Annotated in this window: 17 protein-coding genes; 3 read left to right on the top strand and 14 right to left on the bottom strand. The window is 71.4% G+C overall.

The features are described 5' to 3' along the window. Positions 1–131: 131 nt before the first annotated feature. The 6 genes from hemB to ACFVWY_RS21445 all read right to left on the bottom strand — a co-directional run bounded on the left by hemB (position 132) and on the right by ACFVWY_RS21445 (position 6,723). A complete protein-coding gene (gene hemB / locus ACFVWY_RS21470; RefSeq protein ID WP_389874733.1) occupies positions 132–1,133 on the bottom strand; it encodes a porphobilinogen synthase in 1,002 nt (333 codons plus the stop codon). Positions 1,134–1,271: 138 nt separating this feature from the next. Further along, the gene (locus ACFVWY_RS21465; RefSeq protein ID WP_389874730.1) at positions 1,272–2,942 is read right to left on the bottom strand and encodes a uroporphyrinogen-III synthase; all 1,671 of its coding nucleotides are present in this window, start codon (positions 2,940–2,942) and stop codon (positions 1,272–1,274) included. Further along, the gene (gene hemC / locus ACFVWY_RS21460) at positions 2,939–3,925 is read right to left on the bottom strand and encodes a hydroxymethylbilane synthase (RefSeq protein WP_389874727.1); all 987 of its coding nucleotides are present in this window, start codon (positions 3,923–3,925) and stop codon (positions 2,939–2,941) included. Before hemC ends, ACFVWY_RS21465 begins: the two co-directional genes overlap by 4 nt. Next, positions 3,922–5,412, bottom strand: a complete 1,491-nt coding sequence (locus ACFVWY_RS21455; protein ID WP_389874724.1) for a glutamyl-tRNA reductase — start codon at positions 5,410–5,412, stop codon at positions 3,922–3,924. Before ACFVWY_RS21455 ends, hemC begins: the two co-directional genes overlap by 4 nt. Next, positions 5,409–6,176 (bottom strand): redox-sensing transcriptional repressor Rex, encoded by a 768-nt coding sequence (locus ACFVWY_RS21450; RefSeq protein WP_389874722.1) that lies wholly within the window; start codon positions 6,174–6,176, stop codon positions 5,409–5,411. The genes ACFVWY_RS21455 and ACFVWY_RS21450 overlap by 4 nt, the downstream gene beginning before the upstream one ends. 271 nt (positions 6,177–6,447) lie before the next feature. After that, entirely contained in the window at positions 6,448–6,723 is a 276-nt protein-coding gene (locus ACFVWY_RS21445) for a glutaredoxin family protein (RefSeq protein ID WP_389874719.1), read from the bottom strand. A 170-nt stretch (positions 6,724–6,893) separates the two neighbouring features. Between ACFVWY_RS21445 and ACFVWY_RS21440 the strand changes: the two genes are divergently transcribed. From ACFVWY_RS21440 to ACFVWY_RS21430, 3 genes are all read left to right on the top strand, one after another. Then, positions 6,894–7,835: an HAD family hydrolase gene (locus ACFVWY_RS21440; protein ID WP_389874716.1), complete on the top strand. Its 942-nt coding sequence runs from the start codon at positions 6,894–6,896 to the stop codon at positions 7,833–7,835. A gap of 320 nt (positions 7,836–8,155) precedes the next feature. Then, a complete protein-coding gene (locus ACFVWY_RS21435) occupies positions 8,156–8,932 on the top strand; it encodes an ECF subfamily RNA polymerase sigma factor, BldN family (protein WP_389874713.1) in 777 nt (258 codons plus the stop codon). Positions 8,933–9,201: 269 nt separating this feature from the next. Further along, positions 9,202–10,395, top strand: a complete 1,194-nt coding sequence (locus tag ACFVWY_RS21430) for a DUF5667 domain-containing protein (RefSeq protein ID WP_389874711.1) — start codon at positions 9,202–9,204, stop codon at positions 10,393–10,395. A 72-nt stretch (positions 10,396–10,467) separates the two neighbouring features. Here ACFVWY_RS21430 and ACFVWY_RS21425 read toward each other — a convergent pair whose 3' ends face one another. From ACFVWY_RS21425 to ACFVWY_RS21390, 8 genes are all read right to left on the bottom strand, one after another. Continuing rightward, complete coding sequence (locus ACFVWY_RS21425) at positions 10,468–11,523, bottom strand: lysophospholipid acyltransferase family protein (protein WP_389874708.1); 1,056 nt, start codon at positions 11,521–11,523, stop codon at positions 10,468–10,470. A 15-nt stretch (positions 11,524–11,538) separates the two neighbouring features. Then, on the bottom strand, positions 11,539–12,633 hold the full coding sequence (locus tag ACFVWY_RS21420; protein WP_389874705.1) for an NAD-dependent epimerase/dehydratase family protein: 1,095 nt from the start codon (positions 12,631–12,633) through the stop codon (positions 11,539–11,541). 114 nt (positions 12,634–12,747) lie between these two features. Beyond that, positions 12,748–12,846: a 30S ribosomal protein bS22 gene (locus ACFVWY_RS21415; protein ID WP_003948845.1), complete on the bottom strand. Its 99-nt coding sequence runs from the start codon at positions 12,844–12,846 to the stop codon at positions 12,748–12,750. Positions 12,847–12,955: 109 nt separating this feature from the next. After that, entirely contained in the window at positions 12,956–13,168 is a 213-nt protein-coding gene (locus tag ACFVWY_RS21410; protein ID WP_158070919.1) for a helix-turn-helix domain-containing protein, read from the bottom strand. Positions 13,169–13,296: 128 nt separating this feature from the next. Continuing rightward, a complete protein-coding gene (locus tag ACFVWY_RS21405) occupies positions 13,297–14,112 on the bottom strand; it encodes a phosphatase (RefSeq protein WP_389874703.1) in 816 nt (271 codons plus the stop codon). A 200-nt stretch (positions 14,113–14,312) separates the two neighbouring features. Continuing rightward, on the bottom strand, positions 14,313–15,485 hold the full coding sequence (locus ACFVWY_RS21400) for an acetoin utilization protein AcuC (protein ID WP_389874701.1): 1,173 nt from the start codon (positions 15,483–15,485) through the stop codon (positions 14,313–14,315). Continuing rightward, positions 15,454–16,656, bottom strand: coding sequence for an MFS transporter (locus ACFVWY_RS21395; RefSeq protein ID WP_389874699.1), 1,203 nt, complete (start codon positions 16,654–16,656; stop codon positions 15,454–15,456). Before ACFVWY_RS21395 ends, ACFVWY_RS21400 begins: the two co-directional genes overlap by 32 nt. 42 nt (positions 16,657–16,698) lie before the next feature. Beyond that, positions 16,699–17,343 carry an HAD family hydrolase gene (locus ACFVWY_RS21390; protein WP_389874696.1) on the bottom strand — a complete coding sequence of 215 codons (645 nt, stop codon included), beginning with the start codon at positions 17,341–17,343 and terminating at the stop codon, positions 16,699–16,701. Positions 17,344–17,460 lie beyond the last annotated feature (117 nt).

The raw sequence follows: 17,460 nt of genomic DNA, 5'->3' as shown, positions 1-17,460 counted from the left end.
GCGGACAGCCCACGGACCGGCGTGACGCGCGCCGGGCCCGGCCCCACGCGCGCCGACGCGGCGGCGACCAGGGCGGACGACGGCCACCCCACCCCACCGCACACCACGCGAAGAGCCGGACCGGCGACGGTTCAGCGTCCGGCGCTGAGCCGCTGCGCGGCCTCCGTCGCCCAGTACGTCAGGATCATCTGCGCGCCCGCGCGCCGGATGCCCAGCAGGCTCTCCATGATCGCCGCGTCGCGGTCGATCCAGCCCTTCTCGGCGGCGGCCTCGACCATCGCGTACTCACCGCTGATCTGGTACGCGGCGACCGGCACATCCACCGCGTCGGCGACCTTCGCGAGGATGTCGAGGTACGGACCGGCCGGCTTGACCATGACCATGTCCGCGCCCTCCTCCAGGTCGAGCGCCAGCTCCCGCAGCGACTCCCGGGAGTTCGCCGGGTCCTGCTGGTACGTCTTGCGGTCGCCCGTCAGCGAGGAGCCCACCGCCTCACGGAACGGCCCGTAGAACGCCGAGGCGTACTTCACCGTGTACGCGAGGATCGACACGTCCTCGTGGCCCGTCTGGTCCAGCGCGTCCCGGATGACACCGACCTGGCCGTCCATCATGCCGCTCGGCCCCACCACATGGGCACCCGCGTCGGCCTGGACCTGGGCCATCTCCGCGTACCGCTCCAGCGTCGCGTCGTTGTCGACGCGGCCGTCGCCGGTCAGCACACCGCAGTGCCCGTGGTCCGTGAACTCGTCCAGACACAGGTCGGACATCACGACGAGGTCGTCACCGACCTCCTCGCGCACCGCCCGCAGCGCCACCTGGAGAATGCCGTCCGGGTCGGTGCCCGCCGTGCCCCGGGCGTCCTTCTTCTCGTCCGCCGGAACGCCGAACAGCATGATCCCGGAGACCCCCGCCGACACCGCGTCCACCGCGGCCTTCCGCAAGGTGTCCAGCGTGTGCTGCTGCACGCCGGGCATGGTCGAGATCGCGACCGGGGCGTCGATGCCCTCACGCACGAACGCGGGCAGGATCAGATGCGCCGCGTCGAGCCGCGTCTCGGCGACCATCCGCCGCATCGTCGAGGTCGTCCGCAGCCGCCGGGGGCGGGAGCCGGGGAAGTTTCCATAGACCGTCATGCTTCGAGACTAGACCCGTACACATCACTGGTTTACCGACACCCCTGCCGGAAAAACCGCGCGAAAAGGGCGGAGGCCCGGCCGCCGAAGCAACCGGGCCTTCCTCACACCTCACCACGGCCTGTCCGTCGCACACCCTCAGGTCGTCGTGCGCCGCCGACGCGCCCCGGGGCGCCGCTCGCTCGGCCGCGTCACCGGGTCACCGGCCTCCTTCGCCGCCTCCCGGCGCCGCGCGCCGAACTCGGACAGCGCCTCGGCCAGCTTGTGCACCGAAGGCTCCGGCGAGAGGACGTCGACCCGCAGCCCGTGCTCCTCCGCGGTCTTCGCCGTCGCCGGACCGATACACGCGATCACCGTCACGTTGTGCGGCTTGCCCGCGATCCCGACCAGGTTGCGCACCGTCGACGAGGAGGTGAAGAGCACCGCGTCGAAACCGCCGCCCTTGATCGCCTCACGGGTGTCGGCCGGCGGCGGCGACGCGCGGACCGTGCGGTACGCGGTCACGTCGTCGACCTCCCAGCCCAGCTCGATCAGCCCGGCCACCAGCGTCTCGGTCGCGATGTCGGCACGCGGCAGGAAGACCCGGTCGATCGGGTCGAAGACCGGGTCGTACGGCGGCCAGTCCTCCAGCAGACCGGCGGCGGACTGCTCACCGGACGGCACCAGGTCCGGCTTCACACCGAAGTCGACGAGCGCGGCGGCGGTCTGCTCGCCGACGGCCGCGACCTTGATCCCGGCGAAGGCACGGGCGTCGAGCCCGTACTCCTCGAACTTCTCCCGGACGGCCTTCACCGCGTTGACGCTGGTGAAGGCGATCCACTCGTAGCGGCCCGTCACCAGTCCCTTGACCGCGCGCTCCATCTGCTGGGGCGTACGGGGAGGCTCCACGGCGATCGTCGGAACCTCGTGCGGCACGGCGCCGTACGAACGCAGCTGGTCGGAGAGCGACGCCGCCTGTTCCTTCGTCCGCGGCACCAGCACCTTCCAGCCGAACAGCGGCTTGGACTCGAACCACGAGAGCTGGTCACGCTGGGCGGCGGAGCTGCGCTCACCGACCACGGCTATGACGGGCCGGTGGCCCTCAGGCGACGGCAGCACCTTCGCCTGCTTCAGCACCTGCGCGATCGTCCCGAGCGTCGCCGTCCAGGTCCGCTGGCGGGTCGTCGTCCCCGCGACCGTCACGGTCAGCGGGGTGTCGGGCTTGCGGCCCGCCGACACCAGCTCACCGGCGGCCGCGGCCACCGAGTCGAGCGTCGTCGAGACGACGGCCGTGGCATCGCTCGCCCCGACCTCGGTCCAGCACCGGTCGGACGCCGTACGGGCGTCGACGAACCGGACGTCCGCGCCCTGCCCGTCCCGCAGCGGCACACCCGCGTACGCGGGCACACCCACCACGTTCGCGACCCCCGGCACCACCTCGAAGGGGATGCCCGCGGCGGCGCAGGCGAGCATCTCGGCACCCGCGTTCCCGTCGAGCCCCGGGTCGCCGACGACGGCACGGACGACCCGCCTGCCGCCCTTCACCGCCTCCATGACAAGATTGACCGCATCCCTGAGGACGGGGACGCCGGCGGCTGCTGACTGCGCGTCAACAACCGTCAGCTCGGGCGTGCTTACGCCTGCCCGCGCATGGCAGCGAACGACGCCGAGGACGTCCGGCTCGGCGACAAGGACGTCCGCGCTCGCAAGCGCCTCGACGGCGCGCAGCGTCAGCAGTCCCGGGTCGCCGGGACCGGCGCCGAGGAAGGTGACGTGCCCTTGTGCGGACAGGGCCGGAAAGTCGGATGCGGCGGGGCCGGTGGGGCTCAAAGTGCTCGCTCCCCCATAAGACCGGCCGCACCCTTGGCAAGCATCTCGGCCGCGAGCTCGCGACCGAGCGCCGCCGCGTCGTCCTGCGACGTGGGCACGGGACCGGTGGTGGACAGCTGCACCAGCGAGGAACCGTCGGTGGAACCGACGACTCCGCGCAGGCGCAGTTCGTTGACAGCCTGTCCGTCGACCTGGAGGTCGGCCAGCGCACCCACAGGTGCGGAGCAGCCGGCCTCCAGGGCGGCGAGCAGGGCACGCTCCGCGGTCACGGCGGCCCGGGTGTACGGGTCGTCGAGCTCGGCGAGCGCGGCGGCGAGGTCGGCGCTGCTCGCAGCGCACTCGATCGCCAGTGCTCCCTGGCCGGGAGCGGGCAGGACGGTGTCGACCGACAGGAAGTCGGTCGCCTCACCGATCCGGCCGAGGCGGCTGAGCCCGGCCGCGGCGAGTACCACCGCGTCCAGCTCACCGCTCCGGACAAATCCGATACGCGTATCGACGTTGCCCCGGATCGGCACGGTCTCGATACCGAGCCCATGACCGCGGGCGTACGCGTTGAGCTGCGCCATGCGGCGCGGCGAACCGGTGCCGATGCGGGCACCGGACGGCAGCTGCGCGAGGGTCAGCCCGTCCCGCGCCACCAGCACGTCGCGCGGGTCCTCGCGCACCGGCACCGCGGCCAGCAGCAGGCCCTCGGGCTGGGCGGTCGGCAGGTCCTTCAGCGAGTGGACGGCGAAGTCCACCTCACCGCGCAGCAGTGCCTCGCGCAGCGCGGCGACGAACACGCCAGTGCCGCCGATCTGCGCCAGGTGCTCACGCGAGATGTCGCCGTACGTGGTGATCTCGACGAGCTCGACGGCGCGGCCGGTCACCTCGCGAACCGCTTCCGCGACATGGCCGGACTGCGCCATGGCGAGCTTGCTGCGGCGGGTACCCAGCCTCAGCGGCTTGTCGGCCGCCGTGCCCAGGAGTGAGTTGTCGGTCATGACCGCCCTCGATTCGGGTCGTTCAGGTCTGCCCGGGAGACGGCGGCGACCGTCTGCGGGTCAAGGTCGAAGAGTTCCCTCAGCGCGTCGGCGTACCCGGCACCGCCGGGCTCGCTGGCGAGCTGCTTGACCCGCACGGTGGGCGCGTGCAGGAGCTTGTCGACGACACGGCGCACGGTCTGCGTGATCTCCGCGCGCTGCTTCTCGTCCAGGTCGGGGAGGCGTCCGTCGAGCCGCGCGATCTCGCCCGCGACCACTCCGGCGGCCATCGTGCGCAGCGCGACGACGGTCGGGGTGATGTGGGCGGCGCGCTGGGCGGCGCCGAAGGCGGCGACCTCGTCGGAGACGATGGTGCGCACCTGGTCCACGTCGGCGGCCATCGGGGCGTCCGCCGACGCCTCGGCGAGCGACTCGATGTCGACGAGGCGCACTCCGTCGAGCCGGGCCGCCTCGCCGTCGATGTCGCGCGGCATGGCGAGGTCCAGCAGGGCCAGGCGCACGGGGCCGGTGCCCTGGACGGGCACGGTGGCCCGGCGGACGGCCTGGCGGACCGTTCCGGCAGTGCCGTTCTCGACCCAGGCGGCGTGCCGGTCGATGTCGGCGGGGGCGGGCACCACAGGTGCGGCGGGGGTCTCGACGGCCTCCGCCTCCAGGCCGAGCGCCCCGGCGACGGCCCCGGCGGTCAGCACGAGGCCGGTCGCGCCGGTGCAGGACACCACGATGTCGGCACGTGTCAGTTCGCCGCAGACCTCGGCCATCTCCACGGCACGGGCGGCCACGCCGGTGCCCCCGGGCTGGGCCAGGATCTCGACGAGCCGGTCCGCGCGGGCCCGGGTCCGGTTGGCGACGACGATCTCCGCGACACCGGTACGGGCCAGGGTGGCGGCGGCGAGCGAGGACATCGAGCCCGCGCCGATCACCAGGGCGCGCTTGCCCCCGGCCCAGTCGGTGACCTCCGCACCGGCCGCGAGCTGTTCGAGGCCAAAGGTGACGAGCGACTGCCCGGCCCGGTCGATCCCGGTCTCGCTGTGCGCCCGCTTGCCGACCCGCAGCGCCTGCTGGAAGAGATCGTTCAGCAGCCGGCCCGCGGTGTGCAGCTCCTGCCCCACCGCCAGCGCGTCCTTGATCTGGCCGAGGATCTGGCCCTCGCCGACCACCATCGAGTCCAGCCCGCACGCCACCGAGAAGAGGTGGTGGACGGCCCGGTCCTCGTAGTGCACGTAGAGGTACGGCGTGAGCTCGTCCAGGCCGACGCCGCTGTGCCGGGCGAGCAGCGTGGACAGCTCGGCGACGCCCGCGTGGAACTTGTCCACGTCGGCGTAGAGCTCGATCCGGTTGCAGGTGGCGAGCACGGCGGCCTCGACCGCGGGCTCCGCGGCCAGGGTGTCCTGAAGGAGCTTGTCCCGGGTCTCAGCGGACAGCGAGGCACGCTCCAGCACGGAGACCGGGGCGCTGCGGTGACTCAGTCCTACGACGAGAAGACTCATGCCGGCATCACCGCAGGCATGTCCCCGTCAGGTCCCTTGCGGTCGGTGGCGGTGGCGCGCGCCGGGGGCGCGGCCGGGTCGGCGGCGCTGCCAGAGGTGTCCTCGACCGACTTGCGCTGCTCGTGGAAGGCGAGGATCTGGAGCTCGATGGAGAGGTCGACCTTGCGCACGTCCACACCGTCGGGCACGGACAGCACGGTCGGCGCGAAGTTCAGGATGGAGGTGACGCCCGCGGCGACGAGCCGGTCGCAGACCTGCTGCGCGGCACCGGCCGGGGTCGAGATGACACCGATCGACACACCGTTGTCGCCGACGATCTGCTCCAGGTCGTCGGCGTGCTGCACGGGGATACCGGCGACCGGCGTCCCGGCCATCGCGGGATCGGCGTCGATCAGCGCGGCGACCCGGAACCCGCGGGAGGCGAAACCGCCGTAGTTGGCGAGCGCGGCGCCGAGGTTACCGATGCCGACGATCACGACCGGCCAGTCCTGGGTGAGCCCGAGTTCGCGGGAGATCTGGTACACGAGATACTCGACGTCGTACCCGACACCGCGCGTCCCGTACGAACCGAGGTAGCTGAAGTCCTTGCGCAGCTTGGCGGAGTTGACCCCGGCCGCCGCGGCGAGTTCCTCGGACGAGACGGTGGGTACCGAGCGCTCGGAGAGCGCGGTCAACGCGCGAAGATACAGCGGAAGACGGGCGACGGTGGCCTCGGGAATTCCTCGGCTACGGGTCGCCGGTCGGTGAGTTCGGCCAGTTGCCACGGTGCTCCTGCGGGATGAGCGGGGCTGCAGGCGGCCGTATTTCCCATGACCGCCCCGTCGAATGCAGGCTATGTCTTTGTGAACACGTGCACAAAGATAGTGTCCGTTTTGTCCGGTCAAAGTGACCGGGGTCACGCACATTCGTCGCGCGATCCCGGAACCAGGGATCGCATCAGCCTGTTGCAGGCCCGAAGGGGGCAAAGCGGAACACACTCCTCATCACCACTCCCCCGAGAGCACTCAAAACGCCCATGATGGTAACCGGCTTCGCTCAGGAGCGCAGCGCCCCGCGCAACCGCGCCGCGTCCACCCGCCAGAACGTGTGCTGCTCACCGTCCACCAGTACCACCGGAATCTGCTCCCAGTACTCCCGGTACAGCCGCTCGTCCTGGGTGATGTCCTTCTCCTCCCAGGACGCCCCGGTCTCCTCGCACACCTCCCGCACCACCCGCCTCGCGTCGTCGCAGAGATGACACCCGGGCTTCCCCACCAGGGTCACCACCCGTTCCGCGGGCTTCTTCTTCGTACGTCGCAGCAGGGCACTCATACCCTCATTCTGCGCCGCGCCCCGGGGCGGTGCGGGCCCGCCCCGCCCGCTGCGGCCCGCCCCGGCCCGTACGCCCCGGATCACCCGTTCGACGAACCCGCGGTCAAGAGTTCACGCCGTGGCATACCGGCAGCTCGGGAAGGGCACGAACGACTGGCTATGCTCACCGCATGGCCGCTTTTGGATGGCTCACCCCCCGTAGGCGCCCCGCGACAGCACGGAGTGTGCTGGCCGGCGAGGCGGCAGCCGAGGCAGCGCGCAAGACCTCTCTCTCCGACGACCGGCCCGACAGCGCCGCGGAGGCCGAAGAGTCCGAGGAGACCCCGTTCCCCGTCGTCGGCGACGACCGGGCCGCCGCCTTCTTCGACCTGGACAACACCGTCATGCAGGGCGCGGCGATCTTCCACTTCGGCCGCGGCCTGTACAAGCGGAAGTTCTTCCAGCGCCGCGAGCTGGCCCGGTTCGCCTGGCAGCAGGCGTGGTTCCGGCTCGCCGGCGTCGAGGACCCCGGCCACATGCAGGACGCCCGTGACAGCGCCCTGTCCATCGTCAAGGGGCACCGCGTCTCCGAACTGATGTCCATCGGCGAGGAGATCTACGACGAGTACATGGCCGACCGCATCTGGCCCGGCACCCGCGCCCTCGCCCAGGCCCACCTCGACGCGGGCCAGCGCGTCTGGCTGGTCACCGCGGCCCCGGTCGAGACCGCCACGATCATCGCCCGCCGGCTCGGCCTGACCGGCGCGCTCGGCACCGTCGCCGAATCCGTCGGCGGCGTCTACACCGGCCGCCTCGTGGGCGAACCGCTGCACGGCCCCGCGAAGGCCGAGGCGGTCCGCGCCCTGGCCGCCGCCGAGGGCCTGGACCTCGACCGCTGTGCCGCGTACAGCGACTCGCACAACGACATCCCGATGCTCTCCCTGGTCGGACACCCGTACGCGATCAACCCCGACGCCAAGCTCCGCAAATACGCCCGCTCCCGCGACTGGCGGCTGCGCGACTACCGCACCGGCCGCAAGGCGGCCCGGGTCGGCATCCCGGCCGCCGCCGGGGTCGGCGCGATCGCGGGCGGCACCGCGGCCGCCGTCGCCCTGCACCGCCGCCGCCGCTGACCGGCCGCCGGCCCGCACAACCGCCCGGCACTCTTTACCCACCGGCCCCGCCGGCCAGTCGTCCTGCTCGCACACGGCCACAACCCGTCGCCCCGACAGGCAGATCTCGAAGTAATTCGATCAATAAGCGATCACGAACTGCTGCTCGATAGGTCGTTTAGTCGCCACAGAAGCGACGTAATCGATGATTTGAGCAACTGGGCGTAGCGCTGCCTGTACGAAGCGTTATTCTCCTCAGACGCATTCCGGAACCTCCCACTCACTACGACGAGTGACGGTTTCACACTGAACGTGATGGAAGCTCTGCCTCTGGGAGTCCCGTGTACCCACACGTCGGGGTTGACGCCTCGGGCCTGGCTACGCTGCGCGCAACGGTCGCCGACCGCTTGCGCGGCTTCGTCCCCACCGCGTACGCCGTACCCGCATTCGCCACCCCTGCACCTGCCGGCCCCTGCTACGCCCTGGCCGAACGGAGTGCGGCGGTCGGAAGACGCGGCAACCGCGGCTCGACGACCACCTCCACCGTCCGCCGGCCCACCGCCGACAGCGACAGCGCCCGCATGATGGACCTCGTCGAGCGCGCCCAGGCCGGCGAGGCCGACGCCTTCGGCCGCCTCTACGACCAGTACAGCGACACCGTCTACCGCTACATCTACTACCGCGTGGGCGGCAAGGCGACCGCGGAGGACCTCACCAGCGAGACCTTCCTGCGCGCCCTGCGCCGCATCTCCACCTTCACCTGGCAGGGCCGCGACTTCGGTGCCTGGCTCGTCACCATCGCCCGCAACCTGGTCGCCGACCACTTCAAGTCCAGCCGCTTCCGGCTGGAAGTGACCACCGGCGAAATGCTCGACGCCAACGAGGTCGAACGCAGCCCCGAGGACTCCGTCCTGGAGTCCCTCTCCAACGCCGCGCTCCTCCAGGCCGTACGACGGCTCAACCCCCAGCAGCAGGAATGCGTCACCCTGCGCTTCCTCCAGGGCCTCTCGGTCGCCGAGACAGCCCGGGTCATGGGCAAGAACGAAGGTGCGATCAAGACCCTCCAGTACCGCGCCGTACGCACCCTGGCCCGGCTCCTCCCGGACGATGCCCGCTGAACCGCCGCACCGACCGCCGCCCCGACCGCACCCGCGGCCCCGCCCTCAACTCCCGCCCGAAGCACGTTCCGCGACACTTCCGTCACACACTGGTCCGATCATCCTTAGTGCGTAACCCAAGTGCCGCGCCCATCGTTGTGCCAGTTGCAGGCCCCCTGTCGTCACCCCATGTCCGCCGACACTCACTCAATCGTGTGGAAGCGCTCAAGGTGTGCAACCTTCCGTACCCCCAGGGGAGTCGACCGTCATGACGAGAGGAGGTGCCGCCAGTGATCGCAAACGTTTCGGCACACCGGCGGGCGAACGCCTTCGCCCAGGCCCTGGAGGAGCAGTCGCTCCGCGGTGCGGCGGCCGAACAGCCCGAGGATCCGGCTGGGCAGGCCGACCACGGACCGCTGTTGGCCCTGGCGAACGGCCTCGGTGAGGTACCGCGGCCGGAGTTGGACCCCGAAGTCAAAGTGGCGCAGCGAGCCCAGCTCGTCGCCGCCATGGAAGCCATGCTCACCGAGGGCGGCGCATCCGCGGGCCCTACGGTGCCCGAGCAGCGTGCCAAGGGAGCGCACCGGGCCTCCCCGCTCCGGAAGTTGCGTCCGCGTTCACGCTGGACGAAGGGCCTCGCGGCCGGCGGCCTCACCGTCGGTGTGGCGGCGGGAGCCTTCGGCGGAGTAGCCGCCGCCAGTTCCGACGCCCTGCCGGGTGACTCGCTCTACGGGCTCAAGCGCGGCATGGAGGACATCCATCTCGGCATGGCCAGCGGTGACTCCGACCGCGGCGAGGTCTACCTCGACCAGGCATCGACCAGGCTCAGCGAAGCCCGACGTCTGCTGGAGCGCGCCCGCTCCGGCGCTCTGGACCACGAACAGCTCGGCGAAGTCCGGCGCACGCTCAACGGCATGACGCACGACGCCAGCGAGGGCCACCGCCTGCTCCACTCCGCCTATCAGCGGAACGGGGCCATCGGCCCCATCCAGACCCTGGACTCCTTCTCCCGCTCCCACCGGGAGACCTGGAGCAGCCTCCGCGACCGGCTCCCCGTACAGCTCACGGACGTCGGCGATCAGGTCAGCTCGGTCTTCGACGCCATAGACGAAGAGGTCGGTCCGCTCCAGTCGCTGTTCCCCCGCCCCCCGGACAGCGGTGGCGCCCGGCAGTCCGGCACCGCCGAGCGCGACACCGGGCCCACGCGCACCGCTCCCTCGCCACCCGCCGCTCCCGAAGCCCCGCAGGACCACCCCGGCGCCGATACCTCGCCCCGCCCCTCGGGGTCCGACAGCTCCCCGGCCGAGGGCGGCCTGATCGGCGGCACCACCGGCGGGCTCCTCGGCCATCCCCCGTCCCAGGGCGCCGCCCCCTCCGCCGAGGACCGGTCCGGCAACCCGCCCGCCCCGGACATCACCCTCCCGCCGCTCCTCCCCGGCCTCCTCCCCGGCCTGGGCCTCCACGGCGAGGAGGCGAGCGACTAGCCCGCCGGGCGGTACGTGCAGGGGGCGGGTTCCGGTGGAACCCGCCCCCTCCCCGTACCGGCACGAGTCCGCTCAGAAGAACACCGACCGCCGCCGCACCAGCAGCCGGTACAGCGTGTGCTGGATCTGCTCCCGCACCTGATCCGTCAGGTTGAACATCAGCATCGGGTCCTCCGCCGCCTCCACCGGATAGCCGCTGGTGGAGATCGGCTCTCCGAACTGGATCGTCCACTTCGTCGGCAGCGGCACCGCCCCGAGCGGCCCCAGCCAGGGAAACGTCGGCGTGATCGGGAAGTACGGAAAGCCCAGCAGCCGCGCCAGCGTCTTCGAGTTGCCGACCATCGGGTAGATCTCCTCCGCCCCCACGATCGAGCACGGCACGATCGGCACCCCGGCCCGCAACGCCGTGGACACGAAACCGCCCCGCCCGAAGCGCTGGAGCTTGTACCGCTCCCCGAACGGCTTGCCGATGCCCTTGAACCCCTCCGGCATCACCCCCACCACCTCGCCCCGCCGCAGCAGCCGCTCCGCGTCCTCCGCGCAGGCCAGCGTGTGCCCGGCCTTACGGGCCAGCTCGTTGACCACCGGCAGCATGAACACCAGGTCCGCGGCGAGCAGCCGCAGATGGCGCCCCGCCGGATGGTTGTCGTGCACGGCGACCTGGAGCATCAGCCCGTCCAGGGGCAGCGTCCCCGAATGGTTGGACACGATCAGCGCCCCGCCCTCCGCGGGAATGTTCTCGATGCCCTTCACCTCGACCCGGAAGTACTTCTCGTACACCGGCCGGAGCATCGACATCAGGACCTGGTCGGTGAGCTCCTCGTCGTAACCGAACTCGTCGACGTCGTACTCACCGGTGACGCGCCGCCGCAGGAACGCCAGCCCGCCGGCGATCCGCCGGTCCCAGCCGCCCCGCTCCCCGCCTTCCGGCTCGCCGGACCGCGCCTCCTGCTCCACCGGCTCCCGCCGGGGCTCGGGGGCGTCCTGCTGCCCCGGGAGGGCGCTCACGGGCGCCGTGCCCGCCGCGGGCCCCCGCCCGGCAGCGGAGGACCGGCGCCGGGCCGGACGCGCCGCACCACCCGCCCGCGAACGGTCGTCGTCGAACGGAATGACCTTGGCATCCGCCATCGTCGGTGCGCTCCTCTATCTGACGCCGGGGGACGGCGCGCTGTCGCCGGTCCCGATGATCCCCGAAACCTCGCCGGCCGCCCCCGCGAACGGCAGCGCGGCCAGCCGGTCGACCGCACCGCCCACCACCTCGGGCGGCAGCAGCCCCGGCCCCTGGCCACGGACGAACTCCGCGAACGTCTCCGCGGTACTGAACCGGGGGCGAAAGCCCAGCGTCTCGCGCATCTGAACCGTCGAGACCACCCGGCCGTGGGTGAGCAGCCGGATCTGCTCCGGCGAGAAGTCCGTCATCCCGACCCTGCGCAGCGCCTGACCGACCCAGGTCACCGCGGGCAGCAGCAACGGCGCCGTCGGCCGCCCCAGCCGCCGCGAGCACTGCGAGAGCAGCAGCACCCCGTCCCCGGCGATGTTGAACGTCCCGCTGTTCAGCGTCCCGCGCCCCGGCTCCCCCGCCGCCACACCCAGGACGTCGACGACATCGTCCTCGTGCACGAACTGGAGCCTCGGGTCGTACCCGAACACCGTCGGCAGCACCGGCAGCGACAGATAGTCCGCGAGCGGCGTATCGGCCCGCGGCCCCAGGATGTTCGCGAACCGGAGCACACACACGGCCACGTCCGGCCGCCGCCGCGCGAACCCCCGTACGTATCCCTCGACCTCCACCACGTCCTTGGCGAAGCCACCGCTGGGCAGGGACTTGGGCGGGGTGGTCTCCGTGAAGACCGCCGGATCGCGCGGCGCCGAGCCGTACACGTTCGTACTGGACTTGACCACCAGCCGCCGCACGCTCGGCGACTTCTGGCAGGCGCCGAGCAGCTGCATGGTGCCGATGACGTTGGTCTCCTTGACCGTCGTCCGGCCGCCCGTACCGACCACCTTGGCCGAGACGTCCAGATGCACCACCGTGTCCACCGCGTGCTCGGCGAGCACCCGCGCGATCGCGGGCTGCCGGATGTCCGCCCGTACGAACACCGCGTCGCCCAGCGGGTGCCCCGGCACGACCGCGTCCACCGCGACCACCCGGTCCACCCCCGGGTCGCGCTGGACGCGCCGCACGAAGCGGCCTCCCAGCTGCCGGGCCGCTCCCGTGACCAGCACGACCTTCCCCAAGATCAGCGCCTTCCGTCGAAAGGAATCCCTGGCCGTCACCGTAGCGGGTGAAACGCACCGCAGCCCTTCCACCGGACCGGTGGAAGGGCTGCGGGAAACACGAACTGCGTTCGCCTACTTCTTGTTGCGACGCTGAACGCGCGTGCGCTTGAGCAGCTTGCGGTGCTTCTTCTTGGCCATCCGCTTGCGCCGCTTCTTGATAACAGAGCCCACGACTACCCTCGCTCACTTCTCTTCACTGGTGCGGGGCGTCTGGGCCCACACGACCTACGTCGGCCTAGCCTACCCGCCAGCGCGTGAGGGGCGTAATCCGAGGGGAACCTCAGGCGGACTCCACCCCCACGAAGGACTCGCGGAGATACTCGTGAACCGCTTGCTCCGGCACCCGGAAGGACCTGCCCACCCGGATCGCCGGCAGATGCCCGCTGTGCACCAAGCGGTACACGGTCATCTTCGACACTCTCATGACCGAGGCGACTTCCGCCACAGTCAGGAACTTGACCTCGTTGAGAGGCCTCTCGCTGTCAGCAGCCATGACTCACCTGTACCTTCCGCACGAGACGCGCACCGGCTTCCCCTCCGGTGACTCTTCGTCGTTGTGCGCTCACTGCCCAGGTTAGGGGCGGGTGATGCGAGTGGGGAAGAGGGGAGACGATCGGCCGCCTACCGTGACAGAAACGCTCGATTGAGTACATACCGAGTGAGCGGCCGATAGAACGCCGACGGCACCGCGTCATCCACCGGAACGGCCACCGCCACCCGCCCCTCGGCCTCCCCGACGAACAGCGCGGGGTCGTCCGTGTCCGCCAGCCCGATCGCCTCAACGCCCAGCTGACCTGCCCCGCAGACCCAGCCGTGGTCCCCGACGACCAGCTCCGGAAGCAATCCGCGCTCCTCCGCGGCCGCCGCCAGGACGACCCGGACCGGCAAGGGTGAATGGGTGTGTGCGCCGGTGTCACCCTCGCCCTCCCGCGCGCCGGGCTCACGCACCATCGCGACTCCCCGTACGTAGTCGAGGCTGCACGTACGTACGCCGAACCGGGTCGTTATGTCGATACATCGGCCCTGCGCCGGTGTGAGGACGCGACATCCCGCCGCCGACATCGCGTCTGCCAGCGCTGCGTAGAAACCGAGCAGCCGATGCGGATGCCCCGTGCCGAACAGCACCGGCGCCCGCCGTTCCGCCGCGCACGACAGCCGGTCCGCGAAGGCGTCCAGACCCGCCAGCGTCCGCTCCGGGTCGATCACATCCGGCCCCACAACATGGCCCGGATCGTCCGAGACCCCGCATTTCTCGGCCATCAGCCGCAACAGATCGGCCTCCGCCCAGCCCTCTGCGGGAACCAGACCGAGCGTCACCCGCGGATCCCCGGCCGCGAAGAGCCGGTAGCTCCGCAGACTCGTCTCCCGCGCGGTGGCCACGGGCCCGGCCAGCCGGGCCGCCAGCAGATGCGCACGCAGCGCTCCGGTGCTCAACACCCCACGATGCTCCCCCACCCGCCCGGACGGGGGGCCGGAAGCCGATGACTCCCCACCGTTGGCGCAACCATTACGCGCCACCGCGCACGAGCCCCCGCGCACACGGCGGCCGCAGAAGCCGGGCCCAGGACCTCCGCGCTCCCGGCGCACGTCGTTCGCGCCCCCGGCTCAGGACTCCCGCGGCCCTCCGCGGCCCCGGCTCAGGTCAGTAGCCCCCGCAGGGGGAACGCCGCCCGCCGCGCCGCCAGCACCGCCTGGTCCAGCCGGTCCGCCGGGTCGTACCCCTCCTCCCACGGCTTCCAGGAGGGCGTCCGCCCGTCCGTCATCCGGGCAGGCCCCAACTGCCGGGTCCGCGCGTACACCTCGTCCCGCCACGACGACGGAATCATCGACTCCGGCTCCACCGGGGCGTGCGCGGCGATGCCCACCAGATGCGTCCAGGACCGCGGCACCACGTCGACCACCGCGTACCCGCCCCCGCCGAGCGCCAGCCATCGCCCGCCCTCCGCATGCGCGTGGGCCAGGTCGTGACAGGCCGCCATCACCGCGCGCTGCGCGTCCAGCGACACCGCGAGATGCGCGAGCGGGTCCTCGAAATGCGTATCGGCGCCGTGCTGGCTCACCAGCACCTGTGGCCGGAAATCCGCCAGCAGCTCCGGGACCACCGCGTGAAAGGCCCGCAGCCACCCCGCGTCCCCGGTACCGGCGGGCAGCGCCACGTTCACCGCGCCGCCCTCGCCCGCCCCGGAGCCGGTCTCCTCCGGCCAGCCGGTGTGCGGGAAGAGCGTCCGAGGGTGCTCGTGCAGCGAGACGGTCAGGACCCTCGGGTCCTCCCAGAACGCCGCCTGCACCCCGTCCCCGTGATGCACGTCCACATCGACGTACGCGATCCGCTCGGCGCCCAGCTCCAGCATCCGCGCGATGGCGAGTGCCGGGTCGTTGTAGATGCAGAACCCGGCCGCACCGCCCGGCATCGCGTGGTGCAGCCCGCCCGTGAAGTTCACCGCGTGCGCGGTGTCCCCCCGCCACACCGCTTCGGCCGCCGCCACCGACTGACCGGCGATCAGCGCCGAGACCTCGTGTATCCCGGCGAACGCCGGGTCGTCCACCGTCCCGAGCCCGTAGCGCTGGTCGGCCCGCTTCGGATCGGCCGAGGCGGCCCGCACCGCGGCCACGTAGTCCTCGCGGTGCACCAGCCGCAGCGTGGAGTCCCCTGCGGGCCTGCCCGCCACCACGTCCACCGCGCCGTCCAGCCCGTACGCCCGCACCAGCCCCATGGTCAGGGCCAGCCGGACGGGGTCCATCGGGTGACTCTCCCCGAAGTCGTATCCCGTAACTGCGTCATCCCACATCAGCTGTGCGCGGCCGCTCATGCCCGCCACCGTATCGGGCGGGCTGCGCACCGAACGACTTGGCGTACACCAGCGTCGCGAGCACCAGCACCATCGGTACGAGCATCGCGCCCCGGTAGCTCCAGGCGTCCCCGATCGCGCCGACCAGCGGCGATCCCACCAGGAAGCCCACGTAGTTGAAGACGTTCAGCCGGGCGATGGCGGTGTCGCTCGCCCCGGGGAACATCCGCCCACCGGCGGCGAAGGTCTGCGGAACGATCACGCACAGCCCGAGCCCCAGCAGGGTGAACCCGAACATCCCGGTCCACGCCCCACCGGCCGTCGCCACCACGACGAACCCGGCCGCCGCCAGCACGCTCCCGCTCCGCACCACGGTCACGGCCCCGAACCTCCGCACCCCCAGGTCCCCGACGGCCCGCCCCAGCAGCGTCGTCACCATGTAGACGTTGTACGGCAGGGTCGACAGCTGCTCCGAGCTCCCCAGGACGTCCTGGAGGTACTTCGCGCTCCAGTTGGAGACCGTGGAGTCCCCGATGTACGCGAAGCTCATCACGAGGCAGAGCGGCATGAGCAGTCTGAAGGAGACCGGCCCGGCCCCCTTGCCCTGGTCCTGCGGCCCCTTCTCCGAGGAAGCGCCGTCGGCGTACCAGCGGCTCCCGACGAACGCGGCGGGCAGCAGCACGACGACCGCGGGGAGGTAGGAGACCAGCAGCGAGAGATCCCAGTGCGCCCCGGCCCATGCCATGGACGCCCCGGCGATCCCGCCCAGGCTGTACGCGGCGTGGAAGCCGAGCATGATCGACCGGCCGTAGGCCCGCTGGAGGCTGACCCCCATCATGTTCATGGAGGCGTCGAGCGCACCGACGGCGAGCCCGAACGCCGCGAGCGCCAGCGCCGCTTCCCACAGCGTGTTCCCGGCCCCGGCCCCGAGCAGCGCGAGCATCACGACGGGCTGGGCCCATCGCAGAACGATCCTGGGCCGTACCCGTACGACGACCTTCTCGGTGACCACACTGCCCACCCCGGCCAGGATGGGCACCGCCGCCAGGAACACGGGCAGCAGCCCGTCGGATATCCCGTACCGGTCCTGAATGGCGGGGATCCGCGTCACCAGCAGAGCGAAGGTGACTCCCTGGACGAAGAAGCTCAACGTGAGGGAGGCCCTGCCGTGCCGCAAACCTGCGTTTGTCATGGCCGCGAGCGTAGGGCCAGTCTCTACCCGTGGGTAGATGGATCACGCGAGCAATTCGCGGAGTTGGCTCATGTCGGAGAAGTACCCGGTCACCCCGGCGAGCCGGTCCGCCGGCATCATCGACGTGAACCCGTACACGTCCATGCCCGCGGCCCTGGCCGCCTCCACTCCGAGCGGGCTGTCCTCGATGACGACGCACCGCTCGGGGGCGACGCCCATCCGCTCGGCGGCCAGCAGGAACAGGTCAGGCGCCGGCTTTCCCCGCCCGACGTCCTCCGAGCTGAAGATCCACTCTTCCTCGAACCACTGGTCGAGCCCGGTCCTGCGGTGTCCGGCCCGGATCCGCTGATGGCTCCCGGAAGAGGCGACACAGTACGGAACGCCGTCGGCGACCAGCTTCCCCAGTACGTCCTCGACGCCTTCGACCGGCTCCAGCTCCTGCTCGAACGCGGCGAAGAGCCGCTCGTGGAACGCGGCGTCGAAGTCCGGGGGCAGTTTCTCCCCGGTCCGCTCCTCGACGAGGTCGTGCACCCGGTGCATCGCGGCCCCCATGTAGTCCCGGAGGCACTCCTGGTACGACGTGGGGTGGCCGAGCTCCGTCAGGTACTGGGCCAGGATGGTGTTGGAGATCGGCTCGCTGTCCACGAGCACACCGTCGTTGTCGAAGATGACCAGTTCGTAGCGCATGGATCGAGCCTAGACGTTCGGGAACGCGAAAAAGCCCCGTGTCCTGACGGACACGGGGCTTTCCCGAAAAGGAGTTCGGCGGCGTCCTACTCTCCCACAGGGTCCCCCCTGCAGTAC

Origin of the sequence: Streptomyces sp. NPDC058195 (genome assembly GCF_042883525.1) — a bacterium.
Classification (GTDB): domain Bacteria; phylum Actinomycetota; class Actinomycetes; order Streptomycetales; family Streptomycetaceae; genus Streptomyces.
Note: the sequence above shows the minus strand (reverse complement) of the source record. Positions and strands in the feature narration are given on the sequence as shown.

Coding starts and splice junctions, on each gene's coding strand:
- hemB (WP_389874733.1), bottom strand. CDS start 1,133: ATGACGGTCTATGGAAACTTCCCCGGCTCCCGCCCCCGGCGGCTGCGG.
- hemC (WP_389874727.1), bottom strand. CDS start 3,925: ATGACCGACAACTCACTCCTGGGCACGGCGGCCGACAAGCCGCTGAGG.
- ACFVWY_RS21455 (WP_389874724.1), bottom strand. CDS start 5,412: ATGAGTCTTCTCGTCGTAGGACTGAGTCACCGCAGCGCCCCGGTCTCC.
- ACFVWY_RS21445 (WP_389874719.1), bottom strand. CDS start 6,723: ATGAGTGCCCTGCTGCGACGTACGAAGAAGAAGCCCGCGGAACGGGTG.
- ACFVWY_RS21440 (WP_389874716.1), top strand. CDS start 6,894: ATGGCCGCTTTTGGATGGCTCACCCCCCGTAGGCGCCCCGCGACAGCA.
- ACFVWY_RS21425 (WP_389874708.1), bottom strand. CDS start 11,523: ATGGCGGATGCCAAGGTCATTCCGTTCGACGACGACCGTTCGCGGGCG.
- ACFVWY_RS21410 (WP_158070919.1), bottom strand. CDS start 13,168: ATGGCTGCTGACAGCGAGAGGCCTCTCAACGAGGTCAAGTTCCTGACT.
- ACFVWY_RS21400 (WP_389874701.1), bottom strand. CDS start 15,485: ATGAGCGGCCGCGCACAGCTGATGTGGGATGACGCAGTTACGGGATAC.
- ACFVWY_RS21395 (WP_389874699.1), bottom strand. CDS start 16,656: ATGACAAACGCAGGTTTGCGGCACGGCAGGGCCTCCCTCACGTTGAGC.
- ACFVWY_RS21390 (WP_389874696.1), bottom strand. CDS start 17,343: ATGCGCTACGAACTGGTCATCTTCGACAACGACGGTGTGCTCGTGGAC.